Annotated in this window: 29 protein-coding genes; 16 read left to right on the plus strand and 13 right to left on the minus strand. The window is 61.9% G+C overall.

Translation table 11 applies throughout. The features are described 5' to 3' along the window. The first annotated feature begins 58 nt into the window (after positions 1-58). The 3 genes from AB5I78_RS22655 to AB5I78_RS22665 all read left to right on the plus strand — a co-directional run bounded on the left by AB5I78_RS22655 (position 59) and on the right by AB5I78_RS22665 (position 4,219). Entirely contained in the window at positions 59-1,231 is a 1,173-nt protein-coding gene (locus tag AB5I78_RS22655; protein ID WP_370003770.1) for an ATP-binding protein, read from the plus strand. Between the two features lie 100 nt (positions 1,232-1,331). Further along, positions 1,332-2,354: a transporter gene (locus tag AB5I78_RS22660; RefSeq protein WP_145159429.1), complete on the plus strand. Its 1,023-nt coding sequence runs from the start codon at positions 1,332-1,334 to the stop codon at positions 2,352-2,354. A 248-nt stretch (positions 2,355-2,602) separates the two neighbouring features. Next, positions 2,603-4,219 carry an inorganic phosphate transporter gene (locus AB5I78_RS22665; protein ID WP_242196245.1) on the plus strand — a complete coding sequence of 539 codons (1,617 nt, stop codon included), beginning with the start codon at positions 2,603-2,605 and terminating at the stop codon, positions 4,217-4,219. A 123-nt stretch (positions 4,220-4,342) separates the two neighbouring features. Here AB5I78_RS22665 and AB5I78_RS22670 read toward each other — a convergent pair whose 3' ends face one another. The 3 genes from AB5I78_RS22670 to AB5I78_RS22680 form a co-directional block, all read right to left on the minus strand. Beyond that, positions 4,343-5,317: a biotin-dependent carboxyltransferase family protein gene (locus AB5I78_RS22670; protein WP_370003774.1), complete on the minus strand. Its 975-nt coding sequence runs from the start codon at positions 5,315-5,317 to the stop codon at positions 4,343-4,345. Further along, the gene (locus AB5I78_RS22675; protein WP_370003777.1) at positions 5,314-6,192 is read right to left on the minus strand and encodes an allophanate hydrolase subunit 1; all 879 of its coding nucleotides are present in this window, start codon (positions 6,190-6,192) and stop codon (positions 5,314-5,316) included. The genes AB5I78_RS22670 and AB5I78_RS22675 overlap by 4 nt, the downstream gene beginning before the upstream one ends. 332 nt (positions 6,193-6,524) lie before the next feature. After that, a complete protein-coding gene (locus AB5I78_RS22680; protein WP_370003779.1) occupies positions 6,525-7,328 on the minus strand; it encodes a 5-oxoprolinase subunit PxpA in 804 nt (267 codons plus the stop codon). 104 nt (positions 7,329-7,432) lie between these two features. On the opposite strand from AB5I78_RS22680, the gene AB5I78_RS22685 reads away from it, so the two are divergent. Then, positions 7,433-8,350: a LysR family transcriptional regulator gene (locus AB5I78_RS22685; RefSeq protein WP_145159439.1), complete on the plus strand. Its 918-nt coding sequence runs from the start codon at positions 7,433-7,435 to the stop codon at positions 8,348-8,350. Here the strand turns inward: AB5I78_RS22685 and AB5I78_RS22690 are convergent. Then, positions 8,347-9,243 (minus strand): LysR family transcriptional regulator, encoded by an 897-nt coding sequence (locus tag AB5I78_RS22690; protein WP_145159441.1) that lies wholly within the window; start codon positions 9,241-9,243, stop codon positions 8,347-8,349. The two genes, AB5I78_RS22685 and AB5I78_RS22690, sit on opposite strands and share 4 nt — an antisense overlap. 106 nt (positions 9,244-9,349) lie before the next feature. On the opposite strand from AB5I78_RS22690, the gene AB5I78_RS22695 reads away from it, so the two are divergent. Next, entirely contained in the window at positions 9,350-10,108 is a 759-nt protein-coding gene (locus AB5I78_RS22695) for an SDR family NAD(P)-dependent oxidoreductase (RefSeq protein ID WP_370003782.1), read from the plus strand. Between the two features lie 50 nt (positions 10,109-10,158). Next, on the plus strand, positions 10,159-11,064 hold the full coding sequence (locus AB5I78_RS22700; RefSeq protein ID WP_370003785.1) for a LysR family transcriptional regulator: 906 nt from the start codon (positions 10,159-10,161) through the stop codon (positions 11,062-11,064). Here AB5I78_RS22700 and AB5I78_RS22705 read toward each other — a convergent pair. After that, complete coding sequence (locus tag AB5I78_RS22705; protein ID WP_370003788.1) at positions 11,051-11,491, minus strand: multidrug/biocide efflux PACE transporter; 441 nt, start codon at positions 11,489-11,491, stop codon at positions 11,051-11,053. The two genes, AB5I78_RS22700 and AB5I78_RS22705, sit on opposite strands and share 14 nt — an antisense overlap. A gap of 88 nt (positions 11,492-11,579) precedes the next feature. Here AB5I78_RS22705 and AB5I78_RS22710 point away from each other — a divergent pair, with 88 nt between their 5' ends. After that, a complete protein-coding gene (locus AB5I78_RS22710; protein WP_145159448.1) occupies positions 11,580-12,434 on the plus strand; it encodes a LysR family transcriptional regulator in 855 nt (284 codons plus the stop codon). A 62-nt stretch (positions 12,435-12,496) separates the two neighbouring features. Here AB5I78_RS22710 and AB5I78_RS22715 read toward each other — a convergent pair whose 3' ends face one another. Genes AB5I78_RS22715 through AB5I78_RS22730 form a run of 4 tightly spaced genes read right to left on the minus strand, consistent with a single transcriptional unit; the run spans position 12,497 to position 15,027 of the window. After that, complete coding sequence (locus AB5I78_RS22715; protein WP_370003790.1) at positions 12,497-13,720, minus strand: RNA polymerase sigma factor; 1,224 nt, start codon at positions 13,718-13,720, stop codon at positions 12,497-12,499. Next, positions 13,717-14,193, minus strand: a complete 477-nt coding sequence (locus tag AB5I78_RS22720) for an SRPBCC family protein (protein WP_145159452.1) — start codon at positions 14,191-14,193, stop codon at positions 13,717-13,719. The genes AB5I78_RS22715 and AB5I78_RS22720 overlap by 4 nt, the downstream gene beginning before the upstream one ends. A gap of 27 nt (positions 14,194-14,220) precedes the next feature. Beyond that, complete coding sequence (locus tag AB5I78_RS22725) at positions 14,221-14,565, minus strand: YciI family protein (RefSeq protein WP_242196266.1); 345 nt, start codon at positions 14,563-14,565, stop codon at positions 14,221-14,223. A gap of 42 nt (positions 14,566-14,607) precedes the next feature. Continuing rightward, positions 14,608-15,027 carry a nuclear transport factor 2 family protein gene (locus AB5I78_RS22730; protein WP_370003794.1) on the minus strand — a complete coding sequence of 140 codons (420 nt, stop codon included), beginning with the start codon at positions 15,025-15,027 and terminating at the stop codon, positions 14,608-14,610. Positions 15,028-15,174: 147 nt separating this feature from the next. Between AB5I78_RS22730 and AB5I78_RS22735 the strand changes: the two genes are divergently transcribed. Next, positions 15,175-15,663, plus strand: coding sequence for a GNAT family N-acetyltransferase (locus AB5I78_RS22735; RefSeq protein WP_370003797.1), 489 nt, complete (start codon positions 15,175-15,177; stop codon positions 15,661-15,663). Between the two features lie 21 nt (positions 15,664-15,684). Further along, a complete protein-coding gene (locus AB5I78_RS22740) occupies positions 15,685-16,290 on the plus strand; it encodes a pyridoxamine 5'-phosphate oxidase family protein (protein WP_370003800.1) in 606 nt (201 codons plus the stop codon). A gap of 38 nt (positions 16,291-16,328) precedes the next feature. On the opposite strand, the gene AB5I78_RS22745 is transcribed toward AB5I78_RS22740, so the two are convergent. After that, positions 16,329-16,811 carry a GyrI-like domain-containing protein gene (locus AB5I78_RS22745; protein WP_242196277.1) on the minus strand — a complete coding sequence of 161 codons (483 nt, stop codon included), beginning with the start codon at positions 16,809-16,811 and terminating at the stop codon, positions 16,329-16,331. Between the two features lie 197 nt (positions 16,812-17,008). Between AB5I78_RS22745 and alaC the strand changes: the two genes are divergently transcribed. Next, on the plus strand, positions 17,009-18,226 hold the full coding sequence (gene alaC / locus AB5I78_RS22750; RefSeq protein WP_242196280.1) for an alanine transaminase: 1,218 nt from the start codon (positions 17,009-17,011) through the stop codon (positions 18,224-18,226). 122 nt (positions 18,227-18,348) lie between these two features. On the opposite strand, the gene AB5I78_RS22755 is transcribed toward alaC, so the two are convergent. Together AB5I78_RS22755 and AB5I78_RS22760 are read right to left on the minus strand one after the other, a co-directional pair. Then, positions 18,349-19,701, minus strand: a complete 1,353-nt coding sequence (locus AB5I78_RS22755; protein WP_106578477.1) for a GntP family permease — start codon at positions 19,699-19,701, stop codon at positions 18,349-18,351. 84 nt (positions 19,702-19,785) lie between these two features. After that, positions 19,786-20,319 (minus strand): gluconokinase, encoded by a 534-nt coding sequence (locus AB5I78_RS22760; protein WP_370003804.1) that lies wholly within the window; start codon positions 20,317-20,319, stop codon positions 19,786-19,788. Between the two features lie 212 nt (positions 20,320-20,531). On the opposite strand from AB5I78_RS22760, the gene AB5I78_RS22765 reads away from it, so the two are divergent. Further along, positions 20,532-21,563, plus strand: coding sequence for a LacI family DNA-binding transcriptional regulator (locus AB5I78_RS22765; protein ID WP_242196409.1), 1,032 nt, complete (start codon positions 20,532-20,534; stop codon positions 21,561-21,563). 456 nt (positions 21,564-22,019) lie between these two features. Next, positions 22,020-22,253: a DUF6124 family protein gene (locus AB5I78_RS22770; protein ID WP_145159469.1), complete on the plus strand. Its 234-nt coding sequence runs from the start codon at positions 22,020-22,022 to the stop codon at positions 22,251-22,253. Positions 22,254-22,387: 134 nt separating this feature from the next. Here AB5I78_RS22770 and AB5I78_RS22775 read toward each other — a convergent pair whose 3' ends face one another. Next, positions 22,388-23,263 carry a LysR family transcriptional regulator gene (locus AB5I78_RS22775; protein ID WP_242196286.1) on the minus strand — a complete coding sequence of 292 codons (876 nt, stop codon included), beginning with the start codon at positions 23,261-23,263 and terminating at the stop codon, positions 22,388-22,390. Between the two features lie 109 nt (positions 23,264-23,372). Here AB5I78_RS22775 and AB5I78_RS22780 point away from each other — a divergent pair, with 109 nt between their 5' ends. The 4 genes from AB5I78_RS22780 (at position 23,373) to AB5I78_RS22795 (ending at position 26,807) form a co-directional block, all read left to right on the plus strand. Then, positions 23,373-23,807: a PACE efflux transporter gene (locus AB5I78_RS22780; RefSeq protein WP_370003809.1), complete on the plus strand. Its 435-nt coding sequence runs from the start codon at positions 23,373-23,375 to the stop codon at positions 23,805-23,807. A 59-nt stretch (positions 23,808-23,866) separates the two neighbouring features. Further along, a complete protein-coding gene (locus AB5I78_RS22785) occupies positions 23,867-24,499 on the plus strand; it encodes a glutathione S-transferase family protein (protein WP_262210169.1) in 633 nt (210 codons plus the stop codon). A 15-nt stretch (positions 24,500-24,514) separates the two neighbouring features. After that, a complete protein-coding gene (locus AB5I78_RS22790; RefSeq protein WP_370003812.1) occupies positions 24,515-25,252 on the plus strand; it encodes an NAD-dependent epimerase/dehydratase family protein in 738 nt (245 codons plus the stop codon). A 139-nt stretch (positions 25,253-25,391) separates the two neighbouring features. Further along, complete coding sequence (locus AB5I78_RS22795) at positions 25,392-26,807, plus strand: MFS transporter (protein ID WP_119741516.1); 1,416 nt, start codon at positions 25,392-25,394, stop codon at positions 26,805-26,807. Positions 26,808-26,859: the final 52 nt, after the last annotated feature.

Genomic DNA, 26,859 nt, shown 5'->3' on the forward strand with positions numbered 1-26,859 from the left:
GAATCCCACTCATTAACCTGGGCACAACGCCCACCCTCCTCCATATCGAGACCGCTGCATGGGGCAGAAAGCCGCCGACATCGCCACTATTGGCCGTATCAGTGCCGTACCTGCGATGCTCAAAGTCATCAGCGACATGACCGGCCTGCGTTTTGCCGCCGTGGCGCGCGTGACCGAGGACACCTGGACCGCCTGCGCTGTACTCGATCAATTGGAGTTCGGCCTCGGTGTGGGTGGCGAGCTGGACCTGTCCACGACGATCTGTCACGAAATCCGGGGTTCCCACGCCTCTGTGGTGATCGACAAGGCCAGCGAAGACCCGCGCTACCACGACCACCACACCCCGCGCATGTACCAGTTTGAAAGCTATATCTCGGTGCCGGTGTTCCGCACTGACGGGCGTTTTTTCGGCACCATTTGCGCGTTGGACCCCAACCCCGCGCAGCTGCGCAGCAGCACGATCCAATCGACCATGGAGTCGTTCGCCCGGGTGCTGTCCTTGCAGATCGAAGCCGAGGAGGCCTTGCAGAATACCCAGGCGCAATTGCAGGAAGAACGCGGCACCGCCGAGCTGCGCGAGCAATTCATCGCCGTGCTCGGCCATGACCTGCGCAACCCGCTGTTCGCCATCAACTTCGGTGCCGAGCGGCTGCTGCGCAAACACCCCAACGCGGCGACCGACCCGCTCGTACGGCACATCCTCGCCAGCGGCCGGCGCGCCTCGCAACTGGTCGAAGATGTACTGGATTTCGCTCGCGGGCGCATGGGCAGCGGCATACCGCTGCACCTCAATGATTGCCTGGATCTGCAGGACGCTTTTCGCCATGTGGTCTTCGAAGTGCAAAGCGTAAACCCGCAACGCTTGATCAAGGCCGATATCGGCGACCTGCGTGGCGTCTACGGCGACCGCGATCGGCTGGCGCAATTGCTCTCCAACCTGGTGGCCAACGCCATCCATCATGGTAGCCACGACGGCCCGGTGGAGGTCACGGCGCGGGTTGAGCATGAGCACTTCACGCTGACCGTGAAGAACCCCGGCCAGATCGACGAACTGGCTTTGCCTCGGCTCTTCCAGCCCTACTCGCGGCCGGTCAAGGACACGCCGCAAGCCGGCCTGGGCCTGGGTTTGTATATCGTCAAGCAGATTGCCGATGCCCACGGCGGGCAGCTTGAGGTGTCGTCCTGCGCAAAAAATGGCACGCGTTTCACCTTCACACTGAAAACCCGCTGAACTGGTTTTCAAACCGTCACAAAATCGTCATCCAGCCTTGCAATGATTCGCCCACGCGAACCTGTGAAACGTCCTACAGGCGCTTTCTCTGCGAGCCTCCATGAACCACAGCATCGACCACGGCCATCAAGATCCCGATCTGTTTGGCCTGCTTTACGGGTTTCGTTTTCGACCCGGCGAAAAGGGCGAGCAGATTGACTCGGCCACGGCGCTCGCAGCCTTGCAGGCGCCGCACAACCCGGAAGAATTTCTCTGGCTGCACCTGAACCTGGCGCACGCCGCGTGCGAGCGCTGGATGCAGACGCATCTGGCGCTGCCGGAAGAGTTTTTCGAAGCCTTGCACGAAGGTTCGCGCTCTACGCGCATCGAACACGTTGACTCGGCCTTGCTGGCGGTGGTCAACGACGTGGTGTTCAACTTCAGCAGCATGGTCTCCTCGGATATTTCCACGCTGTGGGTGTGCGCCCGCAGCCACTTGCTGGTGAGTGCGCGCCTGCAACCGTTGCATTCGGTGGACAAATTGCGCTCGTCGGTCAAAGCCGGTGAACGCTTTCGCTCGCCGCTGGAGCTGCTGGTGCATTTGTTGCGCGACCAGGGCGAGGTGCTGACCCAGATCGTGCGCAAGACCAGCCTCAGCGTCGACCAGATCGAAGACCAGTTGCTGTCCTCGCGCCTGTCTACCAACCGCGCCGAACTGGGTGCTGCGCGCCGGGTGCTGGTGCGCCTGCAACGCCTGCTGGCGCTGGAACCGGGCTCGTTGCTGCGCCTGCTCAATCGCCCGCCGCAGTGGCTGCAAAAGGAGGACGTGAAGGAATTGCGCAAATCCACCGAGGAGTTTGCGCTGATCATCAACGACCTGATGGCCCTGGGCGAGCGGATCAAATTGTTGCAGGAAGAGATCGCCGCCAACCTCAATGAACAAAGCAACCGCACGCTGTTCACCCTTACGGTGGTGACCGTGCTGGCGTTGCCGATCAACATCATTGCCGGCTTTTTCGGCATGAACGTGGGGGGCGTGCCGCTTTCTACCGACCCGGAAGGCTTCTGGATTCTGGTGGCGTTGGTGGCCACGTTCACCTTGATTGCCGGCCGCTGGGCATTCCGCAAACGCAAAGACTACTGACCTGCAATACAGTCAAAATGTGGGAGCCGGGCTTGCCCGCGATGCAGGCACCTCGGTCTTTCAGAGGCACCGAGGCGATGCTATCGCAGGCAAGCCAGCTCCCACATTGATTGCACTCTGACATTACTTTTGTGGCGGTTTGTAGACCAGTGGCACGCCCAATTCCCTAAACACTGACTTACCGCAGCATCTCTGTAACATTCTGCAATGATCATCAACGACATCCTCCCCACACTGGATGCTCCGGCATGGCCACCCCTTCCCTGACTGCCTCCACCACTGCCTCACACGCAGACCCCAAACCCCGGCTGGACAAGAAACCCGGCCTGGTGACGGTGATCATCTTCTTCGCCGTGCTCGCCATGGGTCTGCTGTTTACCGCCTACAGCCTGATGCACGACATGCACGAACTGGGCACGGTGGTGACCACCTGGACGCCGTTCCTGCTGCTCGGCGTGGCGCTGTTGATCGCCCTGGGCTTCGAGTTCGTCAACGGTTTCCACGACACCGCCAACGCAGTGGCGACGGTGATCTACACCAACTCGCTGCCGCCACACTTTGCGGTGGTGTGGTCGGGCTTTTTCAACTTCCTCGGCGTGCTGCTGTCCAGCGGCGCCGTGGCGTTCGGCATCATTGCCCTGCTGCCGGTCGAGCTGATTTTGCAGGTGGGCTCCTCGGCCGGTTTCGCGATGATCTTCGCCTTGCTGATCGCCGCGATCCTGTGGAACCTCGGCACCTGGTGGCTGGGCCTGCCGGCGTCGTCTTCGCACACCCTGATCGGCTCGATCATCGGCGTCGGCGTGGCGAACGCCTTGATGCACGGGCGTGACGGCACCAGCGGCGTCGATTGGAGCCAGGCGATCAAGATTGGTTATGCGCTGCTGCTGTCACCGCTGATCGGCTTCGCGTTTGCCGCCTTGCTGTTGCTGGCCCTGCGCGCCTTTGTGAAAAACCGCTCGCTGTACAAAGCGCCCAAGGGCGACACGCCGCCGCCGTGGTGGATTCGCGGCATGCTGATCGCCACCTGCACCGGCGTGTCCTTCGCCCACGGTTCAAATGACGGCCAGAAAGGCATGGGCCTGATCATGCTGATCCTGGTCGGCACCCTGCCAATGGCCTACGCGCTGAACCGCACCATGCCGGCCGAGCAGTCCTTGCAGTTTGCGGCAGTGGCCGAGGTGACCCAGGTCGCCTTGATGAAAAGCGCACCGCAAGCACTGCCGGGCGACCCACGGCCGATCCTGTCGACCTACGTGCGCACCAAGGAAGCCACCGCGGAACTGATACCCGCCCTCGCCGCCCTGGCAGGCCAGATTGGTGACGAAGTCAAAGGCTACGGCTCTCTGGCCAAAGTCCCCGCCGAAGCGGTAGGCAACGTGCGTAACGACATGTACTTGACCAGCGAAACCATTCGCCTGATGGACAAGGACAAGGTCGGCAGCTTCGACGCCGACACCCAAGGCAAATTGAAGCTGTTCAAGGAACAGGTCGACAGTTCCACGCGCTTTATTCCGCTGTGGGTGAAGATCGCCGTGGCCATCGCGCTCGGCCTGGGCACCATGGTTGGCTGGAAGCGCATCGTGGTGACGGTGGGCGAGAAGATCGGCAAAACCCACCTGACCTATGCCCAAGGCGCCTCGGCCGAGACCGTGGCGATGCTGACGATTGGCGCAGCGGATATGTTCGGGTTACCGGTGTCGACCACCCATGTGCTGTCGTCCGGTGTGGCCGGGACCATGGTGGCCAATGGCGGAGGGTTGCAGATGAAGACCATCCGCAATTTGCTGATGGCCTGGGTGCTAACGTTGCCGGCGGCGATTCTGTTGTCGGGCAGTTTGTACTGGCTGTTCACCAAACTGTTCTGACCCAACGCAATTGGAAAGGTGGGAGCTGGCTTGCCTGCGATGGCGGTGTACCCGCCAACAGTAAGGTAAGCTGACCCGCCGCCATCGCAGGCAAGCCAGCTCCCACAGGGGTTTTAGGGTGTGTCAGGAAGTAAAGAGGCCAGCCATGGCCTTCAACCGCTTCTTGTACATCCGCCGCGCCTCCAAGGCCTCCTCCAGCGTCACCGCCACAAACCCCGCCCGCTGGTTCGGCTGCATCTGCCCGATCAAATCCAGATCCGCACTGATCACCGTGCCAATCATCGCGTAGCCACCGCCCGAGACCGCATCCCTGTGCAGCACAATCGGCTCCAACCCCGCCGGCACCTGGATCGAGCCAATGGGGTAGCAACTGTCGACGATATTCGACGGATCAGAGCCCGCGCCAAATGGCTGCTCACGCGGCTGAAAACTCAGCGCGCTACCGCCCTTGAAGCGATAGCCGATGCGATCCGCCTCGGAGCCCACCGTCCACGGTTCGGCAAAAAAGCTGCTTTTCGCGCCGTCAGTCAGCCGGTCGTAATACAGCCCCGGCACCACACGCAAGGTCACATCGCCGCCGACTGAGCGACGCAGTGCCATCGGCAAACTGTTGCCCGCACGCCCCTGCCCACTGGCATCGCCGATCGGCAGTTCATCGCCCGCCTGCAAGCGCCGTCCCTGAAACCCACCGAGCGCGCCGAGGGTGTATGTCGAGCGACTGCCGAGCACCAATGGCACATCAATGCCGCCCGCCACCGCCAGGTAGGTGCGCGCGCCCGCCTTGGGAAATTCAAAGCGCAACACTTGCCCGGCGCGCACCTGGAACGCGGTGTCCTGGTGCACCACGTCACCGTCCAGGCGCGGCGCCATCAGCGCACCGCTGAGCGCCACCAATGCGTCCTGTTGGAACTGCAACTCCGGGCCAATCAACGTGCATTCCAGGCCCGCCGCACCCACCGGGTTGCCCACCAGGTGGTTGGCCGCGCTCAACGCGTATTGGTCGAGCGCACCCGAGGGCGGGATGCCCAAGTGGTAATAGCCTTCACGACCAAGGTCCTGCACAGAGGTGGCGAGGCCGGGTTTGATGACTTTGATCATTCCAGCGCCTCCTGCAGGGTTTTCGGATAGCCAACGGGGTCGGCAAGAAAGGCGTCGAGGGAAAATTCCACCGGGCGGATGCGCAGGTCGAAACGCCCCGCGTCCACCTCGGCGACCGCCAGGTCGTAGGCGTCGCGGTCCAGCGGTTTGAACTGCACGATGTCACCGGGGCGGAAGAACACCATGTGTTCCTTGAGGTACGCCAACTGCTGCGCCGGGTCGTAGATCGGCGCCGGGGTCACGCCAAACATCTGGTAACCACCGGCGCCGCGTACCGAGTAGATACAGCCAAAGCAGCCGCCATGCCCGAGGGTCAATTTGGGCGTGTCGGTGCGCGGGCGCAGGTACTTGGGCACCTGCAATTGCCGTTCGCGCTCAACCATCTGGAACATGAACGGCAGGCCTGCGACAAAGCCCACCATCGACACAAACCACGGCGCGCCGCTGTGGGCGGCGATAAACGCGTCCACGTCGGCCAGGCCGTTGATGCGCGCGGCGTATTCCAGGTCCGTGCCCGTGGGGTCTTGGTGACGGTCGCGAAAACGCATCAGCGTTTCGTGGGTCCACGGGTCGTTGTAGAGCACCGGGATTTCAATGATGCGCGTGTGCAACGTGCGCTCGGCCACGGCCTGGGCTTCGGCGCTTTGCACGGCGTCGAGCAGCACGTGTGGCGCGATGCGGTCGGGGTCGAAGCGAATCTGAAACGACGCATTGGCCAGGCACACATCCAGCACGCCTTCCAGCGCCAGACGCTCCACGGCGCGGGTCACGGCCATGCCTTTGAAAAAGGCCTGCAAGGACATGCTGTCGCTGACCTCGGCAAACAGGTGTTCATCACCGCCGAAGCTGTAGCGGATGGGGGACGTTTCAGCCATGTCTGTTCCTCTTGGAATCATTGTAGAAAGGCAGGCAAAAAATAATGTGGGGGGCGCACGTTTTTTGTTGTGGTGAGCGCATGTCGTTGTGGCAAGCGGTCTTACTGTTGCCAGTGGGCTTACTGCTGCCAGCGGGCCTACTGTGGTCAGTGGACCTACTGTTGCCAGTGGGCTTACTGTGGCGAGCGGGCTTGCCCCGCGTTGGGCTGCGCAGCAGCCCTTAAATCAGGCGACCGGGTGCTACCTGATACTACGCGGCGATTATTGGGGCGGCTTCGCCGCCCAACGCGGGGCAAGCCCGCTCGCCACAGGCCACAGCAAGTCCGGTTGTCTCAGCAAGCCCGCTCGCCCTCAGAGAGTCCGCTCACCCCAACACGTCCACTCGCCGCAGTGACTACGATGCCCGCCTGGTCCAACGCATCGCGAGTGGCCTCGACCAACTCCAGCGCGCCGGGCGTGTCGCTGTGCAGGCAGATGGAATCGAATTCGATAGGCAGGTCTTCGCCCTCAACCGTTCGCACCAACCCCGTCTGACAAGCACGCAAGACCCGCGCCGCGACCGTTGCAGGGTCAAGCGCGCGCACATTGCGGGTAAACACGATGGAGCCGGTCAGGTCGTATTCACGGTCGGCATAAAACTCGCGCACCACAGGCTGCCCGAGTTCCTTGGCAACGCGCCAGATCACCGAGTTGGGCATGCAGTACAGCGACAGTGTCGGCTCAATGAGTTGCAGGTTTTGCACCAGCAAGCGCGCGGCCTCTTCGTCGCGGGCCAGGTGCATGTAGAGCGCGCCGTGGGGCTTGATGTGTTGCAGGGGCACGCCTTGGGCGCGGGCGATTTCGCGCAGGGCGCCGAGCTGGTAGAGCATGTCGTCCACCAGTTCCTGGGCCGGTGCGTTGATGTGCCGACGGCCGAAACCCACCAGGTCGCGAAAGCCTGGATGCGCGCCGATGGCCACGCCCAGTTGCTTGGCGCGCGCGACGGTGCGGCGCATGGTACCGGGGTCGCCGGCGTGGAAGCCGGTGGCGATGTTGGCTGAGCTGATGTAAGCCATCAGTTCAGCATCCACGCCATCGCCGATGGTCCAGGGGCCGAAGCCTTCGCCCATGTCTGAATTGAAATCCACTGCCTGCATCGGTGTCGCTCCGCCAAAGGTGATGCGAGGAAAGTAGGCTGGCGCTTGACCCCTTGGGAAGATCTATTATCAGATGGCCCATCTTCTGAAAATCAGATAAAGCCATGTCCCTGACTTTGCGCCAAGTTCGCTACTTCGTCGCCACTGCCGAGATCGGCCAGATCTCCCAGGCGGCCATTCACTTGAACATCTCCCAGTCGGCGGTGACCACGGCGATCAAGGAACTGGAAGCCATGCTCGGCGTGCAGCTGTTTGTGCGTTCGGCCCAAGGCATGAACCTGACCGATGCCGGGCGGCACTTTCTCAACCGAGCCTATGTGATTGTGCGCAGCGTGGACGACGCGCTGAACAGCCCGCTGCCGGATTACCGCGCCAGCGGCGTGCTGCGCGTGGCGGCCAGTTACACGGTGCTCGGCTACTTCCTGCCGCATCACTTGCAGCGCATGGAACACTGGCACCCGGACGTGACCATCGAGGTGTTCGAGCAAGAGCGCCAGGCCATCGAACACGGCCTGCTCGACGGTCAATTCGACATGGCCGTGGTGCTCACCGCCAACCTGACTCACCCGGATATCGTCTCGGAGATCCTGTTCAATTCCGAACGCCGCCTGTGGCTGCCCAGCCACCACCCGTTGTGCGAACGCGGCGCCGTGAGCCTGGCCGATGTGGCGCAGCAACCCTACATCCTGCTCACCGTCGACGAGGCCGAACACAGCGCCATGCGCTACTGGGAACAGGCCGGGCAAACGCCCAAGGTGCGGCTGCGCACCAGTTCAGTGGAAGCGGTGCGCAGCATGGTTGCCAATGGCAGCGGCGTGGCGATCCTGTCGGACCTGGTGCACCGGCCCTGGTCCCTGGAAGGCAAGCGCATCGAAACGCTGACGGTGACCGACCCGGTGACGCCCATGAGCGTCGGCCTGGCCTGGCACCGCGAGCGCGCGTTCACGCCGGCGATGCAGGCGTTTCGGGATTACTTCCACGACGCCTTCCTGGCACCGCAGCAGTTGTCGGCGCGGCGTTAAATCCGGGCTTGCAAGGTGGCGGCCAGCCAATCCATGAACACCCGCACGCGCTGTGGCAAATGCCGTTGCCCGGCATAGAGCAGCGACACGTCCAACGCCGGTGCGGGGTAGTCAGGCAACACGGCCACCAGTTCACCGCGCTCGAGTAAATCGCGAATCCCCAGGACCGGCACCTGAGTGATGCCAAAACCGCCCAGGCACGCCGACTTGTACGCATCGGTGCTGTTGACCGTGACACGCCCGGCCATCGGCACGCGGTGCACTTTGTTGCCCTGCTGGTATTCGAACCCCGGCGAACGCGAACCCAATGGCCGCACGTAATGCACCAATTGGTGATGCGCCAGGTCGGCCAGGGTCTCGGGCTTGCCATGGCGCTGAACATACTCGGCGCTGACGCAGTTGATCATCGGCATGCTGTACAGCAGGCGCGCGACCACCGACTGATCGGGCTGCGCGCCAACGCGCAACACGCAGTCGAAACCTTCGGCGAGCAGGTCTACCTGGCGGTCGGTGGTGCTGATTTCCAGCTCGATCAAGGGGTGGGCGTGCATGAATTCGGGCAGGCGCGGCAGGATCAGGTCCCGCGCCATGACGTTGGGCATGTCCACGCGAATGCGCCCGCTCAGTTGCGCTTCATCCTGACGAAACAGGCCTTCAAGTTCTTCCATGTGCGACAGCAAATCCTTGCTGCGCTCATACAGCACGCGCCCATCCTGAGTGGCCTGGACCTTGCGCGTGGTGCGCTGCAACAGGCGCGCACCGAGCAATTCTTCAAGTGCCTGCACGTGCTCGGACACCGTGGAGCGCGGCAGGCCCAGGCTCTCGCCGGCCTGTGTGAAACTCGACAGTTCGGTGACCCGCACGAAGGTGCGCAACAGCTCAAGCTTGTTCATGGGATTGTTCGCCTTATCCGGCCAGTGATTCCGATAACGTCCTGTTTATCACGTTACGAACGGACAAATACACTCAGTCCCACTGATCACACAAGAGGACTGCACCATGACCCGTAAAATCGCACTCATCACTGGCGCCAGCCGCGGCCTGGGCAAAAGCGCAGCGCTGCACCTGGCGGCACAGGGCGTCGACATCATCGGCACCTACCACAGCGCCGCAGCCGACGCCCAAGCGGTGGTGGAACAGATTCAAGCCCTGGGTGGCCGTGCGGCCATGCTGCAACTGGATGTGAGCCAAAGCGGCACTTTCAATGACTTCGTCGGCGAGATCAGCACAGTGCTCAAGGATGTTTTCGCACAGGATCACTTCAATTTTCTGATCAACAACGCCGGCATCGGCGCTCACGCCAGCTTCGCCGAAACCACCGAAGAACAGTTTGACCGCCTGGTGGCGATCCACCTCAAGGCGCCATTTTTCCTCACGCAAAAATTGCTCCCGCTGATCAGCGATGGCGGGCGCATCATCAATATCTCCAGCGGCCTGGCGCGGTTCAGCCTGCCAGGGTATTCGGCGTATGCCTCGATGAAGGGCGCGGTTGAAGTGCTGTCGCGCTACCAGGCCAAAGAGTTGGGCCCGCGCGGCATTACCGTCAACACCCTGGCACCGGGCGCCATCGCCACCGACTTCGGCGGCGGCGCGGTGCGCGACAACAAGGACCTCAACGCAATGGTCGCCAACAACACCGCGCTGGGCCGTGCCGGTTTGCCAGACGACATCGGCGGCGCGATCTCGACCTTGCTGGCCGATGGCAGCCACTGGATCACCGGGCAACGCATCGAAGCCTCGGGCGGCATGTTTCTGTAGGCATTGTGCGCTAGCATCAATGCCTTCAAGTCACAGACAGGCAATCACCGATGAGTTTCGATCCAGGTTTGGCCGGCGGCATGGGCGTATTGGCAGCCGTGGTCGACAGCGGCAGTTTTGCCCGCGCCGCCGACAGCCTGGACATGACGCCTTCGGGGGTCAGCCGAGCGATTTCGCGGCTGGAAAAGCGCCTGGGGATTCGCCTGTTCGACCGCACCACGCGCTCGGTGCAACTGACCGACGAAGGCCGACGTTTTTATCAGCAAATCGCGCCGTTGCTGGCCGGTCTCGAAGAGGCCGCCAGCTCCGCCGCCGACAGTGCATTGACCGTACGCGGGCGCTTGCGGGTGAATATCGACCCGTACTTTTCGCGCCTGGTATTGGGCCCGGTGCTGGGCGACTTCATGCGCCGCTACCCGCAATTGCAGTTGGACTTGCACACCCGCGACCAACTCGGCGATCTGGTCGCCGACGGTTTTGACGTGGCGATTCGCTTCGGCATCCCGCAATCCTCCTCGCTGATCGCGCGCAAATTGATGCAAGTGCGCGTGCTCACCGTGGCCTCCCCCGCTTACCTTGAGCAATACGGCCGACCGGCCACGCCACAAGACTTGGAAAACGGGCATATGTGCCTGGACTTTCGCGACTCGCAGACCGGGCGCCCGTTTGCCTGGGAGTTCCACCGCAAGGGCGAGCAGGTGATCGTGCGCACCGACGGGCGCTTGGTGGTCAACGACGCCAGCACCTTGTACAGCGTGTGTGAACACGGGCACGCGGTGGCGCAAATGCTCGACCTGGGCCTGACGCCGGCGCTCAATGCCGGCAGCCTGGTGGAGTTGTTTCCCGACTGGCCGGACGAGCGTTTTCCGTTGTACGCCTACTACCCGTCGCGGCATTTGCCCGCCGCCAAGGTGCGGGCGTTTCTGGAGTTTGTCGCCTCGCTCAAGCTTGGCTGACCAGCCGGCGCTGTACGAACTTTTCCCGCAGCACGTCATAGCCCCAGTGATACACATAGGTGTACGGCAGGAAGAACAGCAGCACGCCGATGTCGAGAATAAACGCCTGCATCAGGCTGATGTTCAGCCACGCTGCGATCAACGGCACACACATCAGAATCAGGCCGCCCTCGAACATCAATGCGTGCAGCACACGCGTCCAGGCGTTATTGGCGAGTTTCCAGCGTGCCTTCAGGCGGTCGAACAGGCCGTTGAAGATCACGTTCCAAGTCAGCGCCATCAGGCTGATCGCCAGGGTGACCATGCCCATCTCCAGGGCGGGCTTGTCCATGATCCACGCCAGCAACGGGGTGCAGATCAACAACGCCAAACCCTCAAAACCAATGGCTTGGCAAACACGTTCAGTAATCGACTTGGTAGGGTTCATGGCCCGGCTCCGTGAGTGACGACGGTTGCCATGATTACCCTTTGAATCGATACTTCATAACTAATAACCATCGATCAAGGCGATACTCATGGCCTCTCATGAAGTGCTGCAGGCGTTTGTCCAGGCGGCCACCCAAGGCTCTTTTTCCGCCGCGGCGCGCAAGTTGGGCAAGAGCCAATCCACGGTCAGCGCGGCGGTCGCGAGTCTGGAGATTGACCTGGATGTGACGCTGTTTGATCGCAGCAGCCGCAAGCCAACGCTCACCCCGGCCGGCCACGTGTTGTTGCAACGCGCCGAGCAGGTGCTGGAGGCCAGCAGCCGCCTGGCGCTGGCGGCGAGCCAGTTGTCACAAGGCCTGGAGCCTAAGTTGACCATCGCCATGTCCGATACTTACCAGTCCGACCGCTTTGAAATCGCCCTCAAAGCGTTTGAACAGCGCTACCCGGACCTTGAGCTGGAATGTCTGATCGCCGAGTGCGAAGACTTGGTCGCTCTGGTGCAGAGCGGCCGAGCGCAGATTGCGTTTATCGAGCAACAGGACACCTACCCGCCCGACCTGACGGGCGCTCCCGTGGAGGAGCGCACCGAAATTGCGCTGTTCGTCGCGCCTTCACACCCGTTGGCCCACTTGAAAAACATCTGCGTGAACACCCTGCAGCAGCATCGCGAGCTGCGCCTGGCCAGCATCATCAACCCGAATGAAATCCGTGCCACTGGGCGCGTGTGGTCGGCCCCCAGTTACCTGATGTTGATGGAAATGGCGCAGCTGGGGTTCGGCTGGGCGCCGATACCGCGCTGGCTGGTGGAGCGCTTTGGCGGCGACCACCTGGTGGAGCTTAAGGCCCGTGGTTGGCCACGCTCGGTGGCGGTGGACGCGCTGTGGTCAAGGCACCACCCGCCGGGGCCGGCGGGGAGTTGGTTGCTCGGCAAGATGTTGGAGTGATTGCCCCCAGACAACGCGTTTGCATGTGGGAGCTGGCTTGCCTGCTCCCACAGGGTTGATCCTTATTGTCTGGGGGATTTGAGTTCAGCCAGGCGCCGCTCTAAAAAGCGCTTTTCTGGGGTTTGTTGAGTCAGTGACAGGGCTTTTTCGTACGAAGCACGGGCGTGTTCGCTACGCCCCAACTGCCGACAAAACTCCCCACGCGCCGAATGTGCCCAGTGGTAATCCAGCAACTCGCCTCGCGCAAAAATCGCCTCCACTGCCTGCAGGCCTGCCAACGGCCCATCGCGCATCGCCAGCGCCACCGCGCGGTTCAACTCGATCACCGGCGACGGCACCGCCCTGAGCAACACGTCGTAGAGCCCGACAATCTGCGGCCAGTCCGTCTCCCCCGCGCTCGACGCTTCGGCGTGCACCGCCGCAATGGCGGCTTGCAGGCAATACGGGCCAAAACGCCGTGTGCTCAACGCCTGCTCCACCAGTGCGCAGCCTTCAGCAATCAAGGACGCGTCCCACAACCCACGGTCCTGTTCATCCAGCAACACCAACTCGCCGTCGGCCGAGGTGCGCGCCGCTCGGCGTGATTCGTGCAATAGCATCAGCGCCAGCAGGCCGATGACTTCCGGCTCTGGCAGCAGTTCCACCAGCAGGCGCCCCAGCCGAATGGCTTCGCGGGTCAGGTCCTCCCGAGTAAGGTTCGCGCCCATCGACGCCGAATAGCCCTCGTTGAACACCAGGTAAACCACGCGTAACACGCTGTCCAGGCGCTCGGGCAATTCGTCGCGGGACGGCACCTGATAGGGAATCTTCGCCTCGCGAATCTTGCCCTTGGCGCGCACGATGCGCTGGGCGATGGTGGTGGGCGTGGCGAGAAAGGCGCGGGCGATTTCTTCGGTGGTGAGGGCGCAGATCTCACGCAAGGTCAGCGCCGCCTGGGCGTCAGGCGCCAGCGCCGGGTGGCAGCAGGTGAACATCAGGCGCAGGCGGTCGTCTTCCACGTCGTCCTCATTCCACTCGGCCGCTTCCAGCGCATCGGCCTGCTCCTGCAACAAGGGGGTAAAACGGGCCTGGCGGCGCAGGCGGTCGATGGCTTTGAAACGGCCGGTCGAGACCAGCCAGGCGCGTGGATTGCTCGGCACACCGTCGTGCTGCCAGCGCTCGACCGCGACGAAGAACGCCTCGTGCAGGGCTTCTTCGGCGAGGTCGAAATCACCGAGCAAACGGATCAGCGTGGCGAGCACGCGGCGTGACTCGCTGCGGTAGATCGCCTCCAGTTCAGGCGTCAATCGGGCATGCCCTGGGTCACCAGCGTCACCAGGCGGTCCAGGCTCTGGCCCCAGCCGTCATGAAACCCCATGGCTTCGTGCGCCTGTTTATCGGCTTCGCTCCAGTGCATGGCGCGAGCGGTATACAGCGTCTTGCCTTCGACCTCTTCGAAAGTCACTTCGGCGGTCATGAACGGCTTGCCCGACGGCACCCAGCCTGGCGAGTAAGCGTCGGTAAACACCAGCCGGCTCGGCGCCTGGATCTCCAGGAACACACCCTGGGTCGGGTACTCGGCGCCATCCGGCGCACGCATCAGGGTACGAAACAGGCCACCGACCCACAGGTTCATTTCGCACTCGGGCGTGGTCATGCCGTGGGGTCCCCACCATTGTTGCAACAAGGCAGGTTCGGTCCAGGCGCGAAACACACGGTTGCGCGGGGCGTCGATCAAGCGGCTGATGGACAGTTCAAATTCGGCAATTGGCGTTGTCATGGGATAAACCTCTTGTGGTTGTTGTTTTCAGAGATTCAATTCACGCACGGGGCGTACTTCCACACTGCCGACCCTGGCCGCCGGTATGCCACCGGCCACCTGGATCGCTTCGTTCAAGTCCTTGGCCTCGATCAGGTAAAACCCGGCGAGCTGCTCCTTGGTCTCGGCGAACGGCCCGTCGGTGATCGACAACTTGCCATTGCGCATGCGCACGGTGGTGGCGGTGCTCACCGACTCCAGTGGCTCGGCGGCGAGCATGCGCCCGCTGGCCTGAATTGCCTCGGCATAGGCAAAACACTCGGGGTCCGCAGGGCTGTCCGGCGAGGTGTGCAACACCTGCTCGTCGCTGTAGATCAGGCAGAGGTATTTCATGGGCGTCTCCGTTTTCGGACTACTGACTATAGTTCGTGGCGGTCAGGGTTTCAGGTCGAACAATGCGCTGCCGCTGCCCATGTCGAAGGGCGCCGACCAATGCTCATGCACCACGCGCCATTGACCCTCGATGCGCTGGTAACCGGCGGTCACCCGCATCCAGCAGGCCTTCACCACGCCATCCGGCCCGGCACCGCCGCAATGGGCCAGCCAATGGGCAAACGCACTCTCGGATGCCTCGATGATATGCAGCTCATGGAACTCAAAAATGCCGGGGCCGGGGCAATGCTTCATGCAGTCTTCCCAATGCATGCGGTAGGCCGCCTTGCCCTTGAATTGCAACGCGGTGACGGCGTCGAACGAGACGATATCGTCGGCGTAAAAGCTGACAATTTTGTCGATATCACGGACCAGCACAGCCTGCTGCCATTCATCGATCAGACGGGTGATTGCAATGCTCATGGCGATACTCCTGAGGGTGGAAAATCACGTGGGACACCCTTAGTCGAACGCGCTTTGGGTAAATCGACAGCGCGCTGAAAAATAATTTCGCCACGCGCAAACCCGCTAGAATCCACGCCTCTTTGTAGGATTTGGGATGCGCCCTGGATGGAAACCCGCCTCGTGCCCTATGAGACGCTGAGCCTTGTGCAAAAACAGCAACTCGACACCCTGCAAGTGCATCCCGAGCAACTGGCGTATTCAGGCGATATCTACTGCGCGCTGAACAGCCTGCTGGTCAATCCCAGCCCCAACGCCATCAAGGGCTTCGCCCTGCTCGCCGATGACGTGCCCGTCGCGTTCCTGCTGCTTAAACGCCCGCCCTGCCTGCCTCATTGGGCCGATGAACACAGCGCCACGCTGCACGCGTTGCAGGTTGATCGGCATCAGCAGGGCCGTGGGTTTGGCAAAGCCTGTTTGCAGGCGCTGCCGGCGGCGGCCCTGCGCACGTGGCCGCAGATCAAAGCGTTGGAGTTGTCGGTGGACGCGCAGAATGTGGCGGCGATGGGCCTGTATCTGGCGGCGGGCTGGGTCGACAGCGGCGAGGCGTATAAGGGCCGGATTGGCCATGAGCGCCGGCTGGCGTTAGTGCTTTGAAACGATAAGGAGGTGGTGAACATGCTGACAACCCTGGAACAACTCGAAACCCTCTACGGCCTCCCGCACGAGCGGGCGGTGCGCAAGGAGATCCCGTTTCTCAACGAGGATTACCAGGCCATGGTGCGGGCGTCGCCACTGGTGGTGGTCAGTTCATGCGGGCCGGAGGGCATCGATGGCTCGCCGCGCGGCGATGTGCCGGGGTTTGTGCGGATTGTGGATGAGCGCACCCTGGCGATCCCGGATCGGCCGGGCAATAACCGCCTCGATACCCTGCGCAACTTGGTCCAGGACCCACGCATTGCATTGCTGTTCATCATCCCGGGCATTGGCGAGACCTTGCGCGTGAATGGCCTGGCGCAGATTTGCATCGAGCCCGAGCTGCTGGAGAGTTTTGCGGTGAACGGCAAGCCTGCGCGCTCGGTGATTCTGGTGCAGGTGCAAGCCGCGTATTTCCATTGCTCGAAGGCGTTTGTGCGCTCGGACTGCTGGAACCCCGAGAAGCACCTGGACCGTTCGGCATTGCCGTCGGCCGGGGCGTTTCACAAGCGGCTCAATGACGGGCAGTTTGACGCCGAGGCGTACGACCGGGAAATGCCGGAGCGGGTCAAGGCCACGCTGTATTGAAGGACCTGTGGGGCCGGAGCGCCGGCCCCTGTGAGTCATCAGGCTTTCTTTTCGACCGGCATCCAGATCTCAACGGAACCCGTGCCTTTGCGTGCATCAAAATCCGCGCTGTAGCGCTCGAAATCCGCCCCGGCCACCTTGTAGCCCGAGTGCGGCAACCACTCGAACATGATGCGCTCGTAGGTCTGCTCAAGCGCTTGCACCGGGCCGTGGTGCGCAAATACCGCGTAATGGCGGGCAGGCAATTCAACTGACTGGAAATTGCTGGGTACATCGCTTTTGGCCGGTACTTCAACGCCGGCCAGATAGTCGAACTCGCCTTGCTTGGCGTTGTAGCACACGCCATACATCTGGCGGTCAACGCGCTTGCTGATGTCTTTGATGTTGCCGTCGAGCACTTCCCACAACTTGGGAATATCCCCCACGGTGGCTTTGTCGTAATGGCCCTTGAGCCCGGCAATCACCAGGGCTTTGCCCTCTTCCAGGCGTGGCTGCAAGGGTAGTTTTGTCTGCTGATCCATCTGAACAGTCTCCTTCTTGTGAGGGTACAAACCCGCATCGAGTATAGGGGCATATTGACGCCTCACCCCAATCGGAAATTTTTCCTGCGCCATCTGGACAACTGGCCATCATCGACCGTATTGTCTGCCCCGCAGGCCACCGCAGTGGCCGACGTCGCTCGGACGGTTCCGGGCGCTTACGTACTCTTGAGGCAACAATGGCAGACCAAGGTTCGCCGCGCCGCTTTGCGCGCATAGATCGACTCCCCCCTTACGTTTTCAATATCACGGCCGAGCTGAAGATGGCTGCGCGTCGGCGCGGCGAAGACATCATCGACTTGAGCATGGGTAACCCTGACGGCGCCACGCCTCCCCACATCGTGGAAAAAATGGTCACCGTCGCCCAGCGTGAAGACACCCACGGCTACTCCACTTCCAAAGGCATTCCGCGTCTGCGCCGGGCGATCTCGCGCTGGTACAAGGACCGCTATGAAGTGGACATCGACCCGGAAACGGAAGCCATCGTCACCATCGGCTCCAAAGAAGGCCTGGCGCACTTGATGCTCGCCACCCTCGACCAGGGCGACACCGTACTGGTGCCCAACCCCAGCTACCCGATTCACATCTACGGTGCCGTGATTGCCGGCGCCCAGGTGCGCTCGGTGCCGCTGATTCCGGGGGTGGATTTTTTCGCTGAACTGGAACGCGCCATTCGTGGTTCGATCCCCAAGCCGAAGATGATGATCCTCGGCTTCCCGTCCAACCCCACCGCGCAGTGCGTGGAGCTGGACTTCTTCGAACGGGTGATCGCCCTGGCCAAACAGTACGACGTACTGGTGGTGCACGACCTGGCCTACGCCGACATCGTCTACGACGGCTGGAAAGCCCCTTCGATCATGCAGGTGCCGGGCGCCAAGGACATTGCGGTGGAGTTTTTCACCCTGTCCAAGAGCTACAACATGGCCGGCTGGCGCATCGGCTTCATGGTCGGCAACCCGGAACTGGTCAACGCGCTGGCGCGCATCAAGAGCTACCACGACTACGGCACCTTCACCCCGCTGCAGGTGGCGGCGATTGCGGCGCTCGAAGGCGATCAGCAGTGCGTCAAAGACATCGCCGAGCAGTACCGCCAGCGCCGCAATGTGCTGGTCAAGGGCCTGCATGAACTGGGCTGGATGGTGGAGAACCCGAAGGCGTCGATGTATGTCTGGGCCAAGATTCCCGACGCGTATGCCGCCATGGGCTCGCTGGAATTTGCCAAGAAACTGCTGCTGGAAGCCAAGGTGTGTGTGTCGCCGGGCATCGGCTTTGGTGAGTATGGGGACGATCATGTGCGCTTTGCGCTGATCGAAAACCAGGACCGCATTCGTCAGGCGGTGCGCGGGATTCGCGGGATGTTCCGCGCGGATGGGTTGGTACCCAAAACCGGGGCATAACTCGGTCAACAATGTGGGAGGGGGCTTGCCCCCGATAGCAGAGTGTCAGTCACTGCATCGGGTGACTGGTCCACTGCCATCGGGGGCTTGCCCCCTCCCACATTTGTTTTGCGGTGAACCTGTTACACCACCATCGACAGCAACATGATAAAGATCAGCGCCACCACCGACAGGATGGTCTCCATCGCTGTCCAGGTCTTGAACGTCTCGACCACGGTCATGTTGAAGTACTGCTTCACCAGCCAGAAACCCGCATCGTTGACGTGAGACAACACCAGCGAGCCTGCGCCCGTCGCCAACACCAGCAGCTCACGGTTCACGCCTGGGATCATGCCCACCACCGGCACCACGATGCCTGCGCCGGTAATGGTCGCCACGGTCGCGGAACCAGTCGCCACGCGAATCACTGCCGCCACCAGCCACGCCAGCAAAATCGGGTTGATCTGCGCGTTCACCGCCATGTGGCCGATCACGTCACCCACGCCGCTGGTCACCAGCATCTGCTTGAAACCGCCGCCGGCGCCGATGATCAAAATGATCGCCGCGGTCGGTGCCAGGCTGGCGTCAAGCAGCTTGAGGATTTGCTTGGAATGAATGCCCTGGCGATGGCCAAAGGTGTACAGCGACAACAGCAACGCCAGCAGCAGCGCGGTGATCGGGTGACCGATCATGTCCATCCAGTTACGAATGGCGTGGCCGTCCGGCAGCGCGACGTCAGCGAAGGTTTTGAGCAGCATCAGGAACACCGGCAGCAGCACGGTGATCAGGGTAATGCTGAAGCTCGGCAGGTCTTTGGACTCCGGCTCGCGGGCCAGTTGATCGACGAGTTCCTGGGACGGGTTGCCCGGAATGTACTTGGCGATAAACGTACCGAAAATTGGCCCGGCAATAATGGCGGTTGGCAGAGCAACGATCAGGCCGTACAGGATGGTCTTGCCAATGTCGGCGCCAAACACGCCGATGGCCAGCAGCGGGCCCGGGTGCGGTGGCACCAGGCCGTGCACCGCTGAAAGGCCGGCGAGCAGCGGGATGCCGATTTTGATCAGCGACACGCCGGTGCGGCGCGCAACGATAAACACCAGCGGGATCAGCAGTACAAAACCGATCTCGAAGAACAGCGGGATGCCCACCAGAAACGCGGCGAACATCATCGCCCACTGGACTTTCTCTTTGCCGAAGGCGCGGATCAAGGTCTGTGCGATCTGATCGGCGCCGCCGGATTCGGCCATCATTTTGCCGAGCATCGTGCCCAGCGCAAGGATGATGCCGACAAAGCCGAGCACGCCGCCAAAGCCGTCCTGGAACGCCTTGATGATCTTGTCCACGGGCATGCCCGAAGTCAGACCGAGGAAGCCGGCCGCGATGATCAGTGCAATGAACGGGTGCACCTTGAACTTGGTGATCAAAAAGATCAGCCCGATGATAGTGACCACTGCATCTAGCAGCAGGTAAGACTCGTGGGACATGCCAAACATGGGGGGTCTCTCCTGTTTGTTGTTGTTATTAAAGCGGGTGTTGAATTTCCTGCCGGGGATAGCGCTATCTTTTCCGGCAAAAAATTAATGGGTTGGTTCAAAGCCGTGTTGCAGCCACCAGGCATTGGTTTGCTCGGCCAGGTCCTCGACGCTGTCTTCGCTGGCGTTGAGCGCCAGGGTCAGCGGCTCGCCTACGGGCGATTCAAGGGTGGCGAACTGGCTGTCGATCAGGCTAGCCGGCATGAAATGGCCGGGGCGATGGGACACGCGGTCGGCGGCCACGGCACGGGTCAGCTCCAGGAACACAAAGCCCAGGCCTGGCGCGGCTTCGCGCAGGTGGTCGCGGTATTTTTTCTTCAGCGCCGAACAGGTCAGCACCGGATGCTCGCCGGCTTTGAGCGCGCGACGCAGTTCATCGCACAGGATGTCGAGCCAGCCGGCGCGGTCGTCGTCGTTGAGGGGATGGCCGGCGCTCATCTTTTCGATGTTCGCGGCGGGGTGAAAGCTGTCGCCTTCGATGGCGGTGGCGCCGTTCAGGCGGCACAGGGCTTCGCTGACGCTGGACTTGCCGCAGCCAGAAACACCCATGATGACCAGGGCGGTAACAGGTTGACTCATGAAACACCTCAGGACGCATATAGCGCTACCTTCGCACGCTGTAAGGCTAGTGCAAAAACAGGCTTTTCCCGCGCCGACTTGTCATTTTTATGGAGTGACGCGTGCATCCTCTCCGAAACCGTTGAACCGGATCAGGCAACCCTGAGTTCAAGCATTTGCAGCCTTTTGGAGACAGCGCTACCTTAGTGCCTCGATTTTTGTTTGGCAACCGCCTGATGACCTCCAAGAACGATAAAAATACCCGCACCACCGGTCGCCCGACCCTCAATGAAGTCGCCCGCCTGGCCGGCGTCAGCCCGATCACCGCCTCGCGCGCCCTGCGTGGCATCAGCACCGTGGCCACCGAGCTGGTGGAAAAAGTGCAATGGGCCGCCGCCGAACTCAACTACGTGGTCAACCCCGCCGCCCGCGCCCTGGCCTCGGCGCAAAGCCACTCGGTGGTGGTCATCGTGCCGTCGCTGTCCAACCTGCTGTTTATCGAAACCCTGGAAGCCATCCACCAAGTGCTGCGGCCCAAGGGCTTTGAAGTGCTGATCGGCAACTCTCACTATTCGCGCGACGAAGAAGAAAACCTGTTGCGCAACTACATGGCCTACCAGCCACGCGGGTTGCTGCTGACCGGCTTTGACCGCACTGAAAGCGCGCGCCGGATGGTCGAGGCCAGCAATGTGCCGTGTGTGTACATGATGGACCTGGACCCGAATGCCGGCGTGAACTGTGTGGGGTTTTCGCAACTGAGTGCGGGTGAAACGGCGGCGGCGCACTTGATCTCGCGTGGGCGCAAGCGCCTGGCGTACATCGGCGCGCAGTTGGACCAGCGTACGTTGCTGCGCGGTGAAGGTTTCCGCCGCGCGCTGCAACACGCCGGTATGTATGACCCGGCGCTGGAATTGCTGACGCCGCGCCCCTCCTCCGTGGGTTTGGGTGGCGAGCTGTTTCTGCAGTTGCTGGCGGCGCATCCGGACGTGGATGCGATTTTCTTTGGTAACGATGACTTGGCCCAGGGCGCACTGCTCGAAGCCCTGCGCCACGGCATCAACGTGCCGGAGCGCGTGGCCGTGTTGGGTTTCAACGACTTGCCCGCCTCTTCTTTCATGGTGCCGCGCTTGAGCAGCATCAGCACACCGCGTGAAGCGATTGGCCGGCGCTCGGCAGAGCACCTGTTGACGATCATGGCCGGCAACAAGATCGCCAAGCCGGTGGTGGACATGGGCTTTGAGTTGCAAGTGCGCGAGAGCACCTGATTTTTGAAGGCCAGACACACTCAACGTGTGGGAGCTGGCTTGCCTGCGATGGCGCAGGGTCAGGCAATGATGTGTTGACTGACTCACCGCCATCGCAGGCAAGCCAGCTCCCACCTTTTTTACCGTGCCCGCTTGAGATGTAAGACGCCTGTAGGACGCGGCTGACATTGCGGTGAGCGCCTTGCCCGGCTGCCTACGCTTACGTCAGAATCCGCCGGCTTGTGCGCTTGGGTGGTGGTCTTTAGGGTTTGCCGGTCGCTGAATTTCTCGGTGACCGGGTTTAGTAGCCCGAACTTCCCAACACAATATGCACAAGCCAACTATGGCGGCTGTGCGTAGGGCGCCTTCGGGCGCGCCGGGTTTGTGTGGGATTACCGGTCTACTAACCTGCGTACGGTTGCCACCCAACTTGTTTAGTAGCGATGCGGGTGTTGGCACAAACCAGGTACTTCAACCATGCAAAGCGTCAATCCCCCGAATACGCTCTTCACCATCATCCCCGATACACCCATCGAATCCCTGCTGATCAACAGCTACGAAACCGTGTGTTCCGTCAGCGCCTTGTTGCTCGACCTCTCCGATGACCTCACCGGCAAGCACCGCGACGTAGCCCTCGCCATTCATCAATTGAGCGAGCTATCAGTGCTCATGGTAGGCAAAGCCATGGACCAGCAAACACCGCGAACCTGACGCCCAGCGCGGTTAAACATGTGGGAGCGGGCTTGCCTGCGATGGCGGCGGGTCAGCTACACATGGGCTGACTGACACACCGCCTTCGCGGGCAAGCCCGCTCCCACCTTTACCGTGCCCACTTGAAGGCAGGGTTAATCCGCTGAAGCCAGCATTTTTACCAAGGCCGACGCTCCTCTGTGCAACGGCTGATTTTTCAACCACACCGCATTCACCACCATCGCCAGCCCGTTCTCGATGTTCTTGAAGTTCAAGCGCCGCAAGCGCCCCGCCGCCAGCAACGGCGCCACCACCGACTGCGGGAAGTTGCCCCAGCCCAGCCCAGCTTCCACCATCTCCAGCGCCATGCCCAGGGTGTCGGTCCGCCAATAGGATTGCCCCACCAGTGGCCGACGATCGCTGAGGGGCAAGTCCCGGCCAGCCACCAGAATCTGTCGCACGCGCACCAAATCTTCCAAAAACGGTTCGCCGCCCGCCTGGGGGTGTCGCGGGCTGATACAGGCCATCAGTTGCTCGCTGCCGACAAACTGAAACCGCTCCAGCACATTCACGCTCAACCCCGCATAGGCCAGGCACAGCTGCACACGGCCGCTGTGCAGCAGCTGCAAAACGTCATCTTGCGGGGCGGTCAGCACTTCGATGTCGAGCAACGGGAATTGCTCACTGAGTTCGCCAATGGCGGCCAGCAGGCGCCGCGTATTGATGTCGGCGCCCACGCCAATCGACAGCTTGCTCTCCAGCCCCTGAGACAGCTGCAACGCATGCACCTGCAATTGTTTGAGTTGCTCGGCCATCAGCCGTGCATGGGGAATCAACGCCAGCGCCAAGTCGGTGGGCACCGGCTCGCGGTGGCTGCGATCGAACAACGGGTAACCCAGCTCGGCTTCAAGGTTGGCAATGCCCATGCTCACCGCTGAAGGCACCTTGCCCAACGCCCGCGCCGCCGCCGAAAACGAGCCGCGCTCCACCACCGCCAAGAACAACTGGACACTGTCGCTGGTAAAACTCATCGCGCCACCTATCAATAAAACTGAAACCTTCTGACTTTTAGTATCAGCCAAGCTGACGCTATCTTCTGCGCCCTCTGAGGTTCCTGTCACGTAGAAAAGAGGAAGTGGTATGCAAGGCGTGAAACGCAAACTGGTGTATGTGTCGCTCTACGAGCTGATCGGCATGACCTTCTCGGCGCTCGGGCTGGCGCTGCTGTCGGGCACTCACCCCTCCAGCACAGGGCCGCTGGCGGTCGTCATCACGACCATCGCGGTCACTTGGAACTTCATTTACACCTCAGTGTTCGAGCGCTGGGAAAGCCGCCAGGCCGACCGCACGCGCACCGTCAAACGCCGCATTGCCCACGCGGTCGGGTTTCAACTGACGCTGATCGTCTTCCTGATTCCGCTGATCGCCTGGTGGATGAAGGTCAGCCTGGTGCAGGCGTTTATGCTGGACCTGGCGTTGATCCTGTTCATTCCCTGCTACACGTTTGCCTTCAACTGGCTGTTCGACCGCACCTTCAGTTTGCCCGCGTCGGCGCTGCCGGCCACAACCGCGTAGCGTCGAAGGTTTACCCCTGATAGATTCCCATGGGTCATCTCCATCGTCAGGGAAGTACCATGGGACACTCACTGAAAATCCTGGGTCGCACGTCCTCCATCAACGTGCGCAAAGTGCTCTGGACCTGCCAGGAACTGGGCATCGACTACGTGCGCGAAGACTGGGGCATCGGTTTCAAACCCACCCAGTCGGCCGAGTTCCTCGCCCTGAATCCCAACGCCCAGGTGCCGGTACTGATCGACGACCACGGCGTGCTGTGGGAATCCAACACCATCTGCCGCTACCTGATAGGCCTTTACCAACGCCACGACCTGTTGCCCGCCGAACCGGCGCCACGCGCTCGGGTCGAGCAGTGGATGGACTGGCAAGCCACCGAACTCAACCGCGCCTGGAGCGATGCGTTCACCGCTCTGGTGCGCAACAACCCGGACGGTCTCGACCCGGCGCAGATTGCCGCCGCCGTGCAGGTATGGAATGACAAGATGGGCCTGCTGGAGCAACAGCTGGCCAAGACCGGCGCCTACGTGGCTGGCGACGAATTCACCCTCGCCGATATCCTCATCGGCCTCTCGGTGCATCGCTGGCAGAACGCCCCCATGGAGCGCCCGCCCTACCCCGCAGTGGCGGCCTACTACCAGCGCCTCAGCCAACGCCCGGGCTTTCAGACCTTCGCCCTCGCCGGTCATAACTGAAACAAGGACACCCCCGTGAAAGGACTCAACGTATTGCTCACCGGCGCCTGCGGCAGAATCGGCAAGGTATTTTTCGAAGCCTCGAAAGACCGCTACCGCTTCACCCTTACTGACCGCGCCGCACCGGACTTTGACCTGGGCGAGCACCGTTACATCAACGCCGACCTCAGCGACAAAGCCAGCCTGGCCGGCCTGCTCAATGGCATCGACGTGATCGTGCACCTGTCCGGCATCCCCGACGCCAGCGCCGCGTTCGAGGAGCTGCTGCCCAACAACATCCTCGCCACCACCTACCTGTTCGAAGCCGCCGTGGCCGCGGGCGTAACACGCCTGGTGTACGCCAGCAGCGCGCAAGCCATCGAGGGCTACCCGGTTGACCGGCAGATCACGCCCGGCATGCAGGTCATGCCCGCCAACCTCTACGGCGTGAGCAAATGCTACGGCGAGGCGCTGTGCAGCTACTACGCGGCAAAAACCGCGCTGTCGACCATTGCCCTGCGCATCGGCGCCTTCGAATCGCGCCAAACCCCCGACCTGAACAACGCCCGCGACCTCAGCGCCTGGCTCAGCCCGCGTGACGCCGTGCAATTGCTGCAACGCTCGGTTGAAGTCGAAGGGGTCAAACACCTGATCGCCCACGGCATTTCCAATAACCGCTTCAAGCGCCTGGACCTGAGCGAAACCACACGGGTGCTGGGCTATCAGCCGGTGGACGATGCATTCCAGACCTTCGAGATGCCCATCACCTACTGACCCTTGCGCCATAAAACCTTCAAACCTGAAGGCTTGGCGCAATAAATCGGCAATTGCGTGCCGTGGCGCACGCAATTTCACAAGCACCGGTTTACGTTAGCCCGCTAAGATTCCAGGTCACTGCCCCTGGAATCCGCCCATGTCGACACTCACCGCCTCAGCCACGGACGGCATTGACCCGATCCGTGCCGCCCACATCAGCGCGCGCATTGACCGCTTGCCCGCCGTCGCCACGCTCTGGCGCCTGGTGGCGTTGCTGTCGATCGGCGGTTTTTTCGAGCTGTATGACTTGTTCCAGACCGCCTATATCAGCCCCGGCCTGATCAGCGACGGGATTTTCCACACGGGCAGCGAGGGCGTATTCGGGTTCTCCGACCAGGCCGCTTTCGCCTCGGCAACCTTCCTCGGCCTGTTCCTCGGCGCCAGCCTGCTCAGCCCCATTGCCGACCGCTTCGGGCGTCGGGCGATCTTCACCTTCGCGTTGATCTGGTACACCGTCGCCACGGTGTTGATGGGCATCCAGACCTCCGCTCTGGGCATCATCTGCATGCGCTTTCTGGTGGGCATTGGCCTGGGCATCGAACTGGTGACCATCGACGCCTACCTCTCGGAACTGGTGCCCAAGCGCATGCGCAGCTCGGCCTTTGCCTTTGCGTTTTTCATCCAGTTTTTGTCAGTGCCGGCGGTGGCGTTGATGTCATGGTGGCTGGTGCCCCAGGCGCCGTTCGGGGTGTCCGGCTGGCGCTGGGTAGTGCTCAGCAGTGCAGTGTTTGCGCTGTTTATCTGGCAACTGCGCAAGCGTCTGCCGGAGTCACCGCGCTGGCTGGCGCAGAAAGGCCGTTTTGACCAAGCCGGGCAGATCATGGACAGCCTGGAAGCACGCTGCCAGAAAGACCACGGCAAAGCGCTGGATGAACCCGAACCCGAAGCCGTCAGCGTGCAGGGCAACGGCCGCTTTGCCGATATCTGGCAACCGCCTTACCGCCGCCGCGCGTTGATGCTGATCGTGTTTCACGTGTTCCAGGCCATCGGCTTTTTCGGCTTCGGCAATTGGTTGCCGGCGTTGCTCTCGGGCCAGGGCGTGAGCGTGACCCACAGCTTGCTGTACGCCTTTATCATCACCCTCGCCTACCCGCTGGGCCCGTTGCTGTTTGTGAAGGTGGCCAACCGCTTCGAAAACAAATGGCAGATCGTCGGCTCGGCCATGGGCGCGATGATCTTCGGCAGCCTGTTCGCCCTGCAAACCACGGCGGTGGGGCTGGTGATCTGCGGGGTGATGATCACCTTTTGCAACGCCTGGCTGAGCTTCAGTTATCACTCGTACCAAAGCGAACTGTTCCCCACCAATATCCGCGCGCGGGCGGTGGGCTTCTGCTATTCGTTCAGCCGTTTGTCCACGGTGTTCAGCAGCCTGTTGATCGGTTTTATCCTCGAACACCTGGGCACGCCGGGCGTGCTGGCGTTTATCGCCAGCAGCATGTTGATCGTGATGATCACCATCAGCTGGTTCGGGCCGCGCACGCGTAACCTGGCGCTGGAAAATATTGCGCACTGACGGCAAGCCTTGGCCGCCGACGGGACAAAGATTGCCGCGGCGGCGGTGTCAT

The sequence above is a fragment of the Pseudomonas sp. N2-3-1-14 genome (assembly GCF_041228395.1).
Lineage (GTDB): Bacteria > Pseudomonadota > Gammaproteobacteria > Pseudomonadales > Pseudomonadaceae > Aquipseudomonas.

Excerpts from the sequence above, each read along its gene's own strand:
- AB5I78_RS22655 (WP_370003770.1), top strand. The coding sequence starts at position 59 with ATGGGGCAGAAAGCCGCCGACATCGCCACTATTGGCCGTATCAGTGCC.
- AB5I78_RS22660 (WP_145159429.1), top strand. The coding sequence starts at position 1,332 with ATGAACCACAGCATCGACCACGGCCATCAAGATCCCGATCTGTTTGGC.
- AB5I78_RS22665 (WP_242196245.1), top strand. The coding sequence starts at position 2,603 with ATGGCCACCCCTTCCCTGACTGCCTCCACCACTGCCTCACACGCAGAC.
- AB5I78_RS22670 (WP_370003774.1), bottom strand. The coding sequence starts at position 5,317 with ATGATCAAAGTCATCAAACCCGGCCTCGCCACCTCTGTGCAGGACCTT.
- AB5I78_RS22675 (WP_370003777.1), bottom strand. The coding sequence starts at position 6,192 with ATGGCTGAAACGTCCCCCATCCGCTACAGCTTCGGCGGTGATGAACAC.
- AB5I78_RS22680 (WP_370003779.1), bottom strand. The coding sequence starts at position 7,328 with ATGCAGGCAGTGGATTTCAATTCAGACATGGGCGAAGGCTTCGGCCCC.
- AB5I78_RS22685 (WP_145159439.1), top strand. The coding sequence starts at position 7,433 with ATGTCCCTGACTTTGCGCCAAGTTCGCTACTTCGTCGCCACTGCCGAG.
- AB5I78_RS22690 (WP_145159441.1), bottom strand. The coding sequence starts at position 9,243 with ATGAACAAGCTTGAGCTGTTGCGCACCTTCGTGCGGGTCACCGAACTG.
- AB5I78_RS22695 (WP_370003782.1), top strand. The coding sequence starts at position 9,350 with ATGACCCGTAAAATCGCACTCATCACTGGCGCCAGCCGCGGCCTGGGC.
- AB5I78_RS22700 (WP_370003785.1), top strand. The coding sequence starts at position 10,159 with ATGAGTTTCGATCCAGGTTTGGCCGGCGGCATGGGCGTATTGGCAGCC.
- AB5I78_RS22705 (WP_370003788.1), bottom strand. The coding sequence starts at position 11,491 with ATGAACCCTACCAAGTCGATTACTGAACGTGTTTGCCAAGCCATTGGT.
- AB5I78_RS22710 (WP_145159448.1), top strand. The coding sequence starts at position 11,580 with ATGGCCTCTCATGAAGTGCTGCAGGCGTTTGTCCAGGCGGCCACCCAA.
- AB5I78_RS22720 (WP_145159452.1), bottom strand. The coding sequence starts at position 14,193 with ATGACAACGCCAATTGCCGAATTTGAACTGTCCATCAGCCGCTTGATC.
- AB5I78_RS22725 (WP_242196266.1), bottom strand. The coding sequence starts at position 14,565 with ATGAAATACCTCTGCCTGATCTACAGCGACGAGCAGGTGTTGCACACC.
- AB5I78_RS22730 (WP_370003794.1), bottom strand. The coding sequence starts at position 15,027 with ATGAGCATTGCAATCACCCGTCTGATCGATGAATGGCAGCAGGCTGTG.
- AB5I78_RS22735 (WP_370003797.1), top strand. The coding sequence starts at position 15,175 with ATGGAAACCCGCCTCGTGCCCTATGAGACGCTGAGCCTTGTGCAAAAA.
- AB5I78_RS22740 (WP_370003800.1), top strand. The coding sequence starts at position 15,685 with ATGCTGACAACCCTGGAACAACTCGAAACCCTCTACGGCCTCCCGCAC.
- AB5I78_RS22745 (WP_242196277.1), bottom strand. The coding sequence starts at position 16,811 with ATGGATCAGCAGACAAAACTACCCTTGCAGCCACGCCTGGAAGAGGGC.
- alaC (WP_242196280.1), top strand. The coding sequence starts at position 17,009 with ATGGCAGACCAAGGTTCGCCGCGCCGCTTTGCGCGCATAGATCGACTC.
- AB5I78_RS22755 (WP_106578477.1), bottom strand. The coding sequence starts at position 19,701 with ATGTTTGGCATGTCCCACGAGTCTTACCTGCTGCTAGATGCAGTGGTC.
- AB5I78_RS22760 (WP_370003804.1), bottom strand. The coding sequence starts at position 20,319 with ATGAGTCAACCTGTTACCGCCCTGGTCATCATGGGTGTTTCTGGCTGC.
- AB5I78_RS22770 (WP_145159469.1), top strand. The coding sequence starts at position 22,020 with ATGCAAAGCGTCAATCCCCCGAATACGCTCTTCACCATCATCCCCGAT.
- AB5I78_RS22775 (WP_242196286.1), bottom strand. The coding sequence starts at position 23,263 with ATGAGTTTTACCAGCGACAGTGTCCAGTTGTTCTTGGCGGTGGTGGAG.
- AB5I78_RS22780 (WP_370003809.1), top strand. The coding sequence starts at position 23,373 with ATGCAAGGCGTGAAACGCAAACTGGTGTATGTGTCGCTCTACGAGCTG.
- AB5I78_RS22785 (WP_262210169.1), top strand. The coding sequence starts at position 23,867 with ATGGGACACTCACTGAAAATCCTGGGTCGCACGTCCTCCATCAACGTG.
- AB5I78_RS22795 (WP_119741516.1), top strand. The coding sequence starts at position 25,392 with ATGTCGACACTCACCGCCTCAGCCACGGACGGCATTGACCCGATCCGT.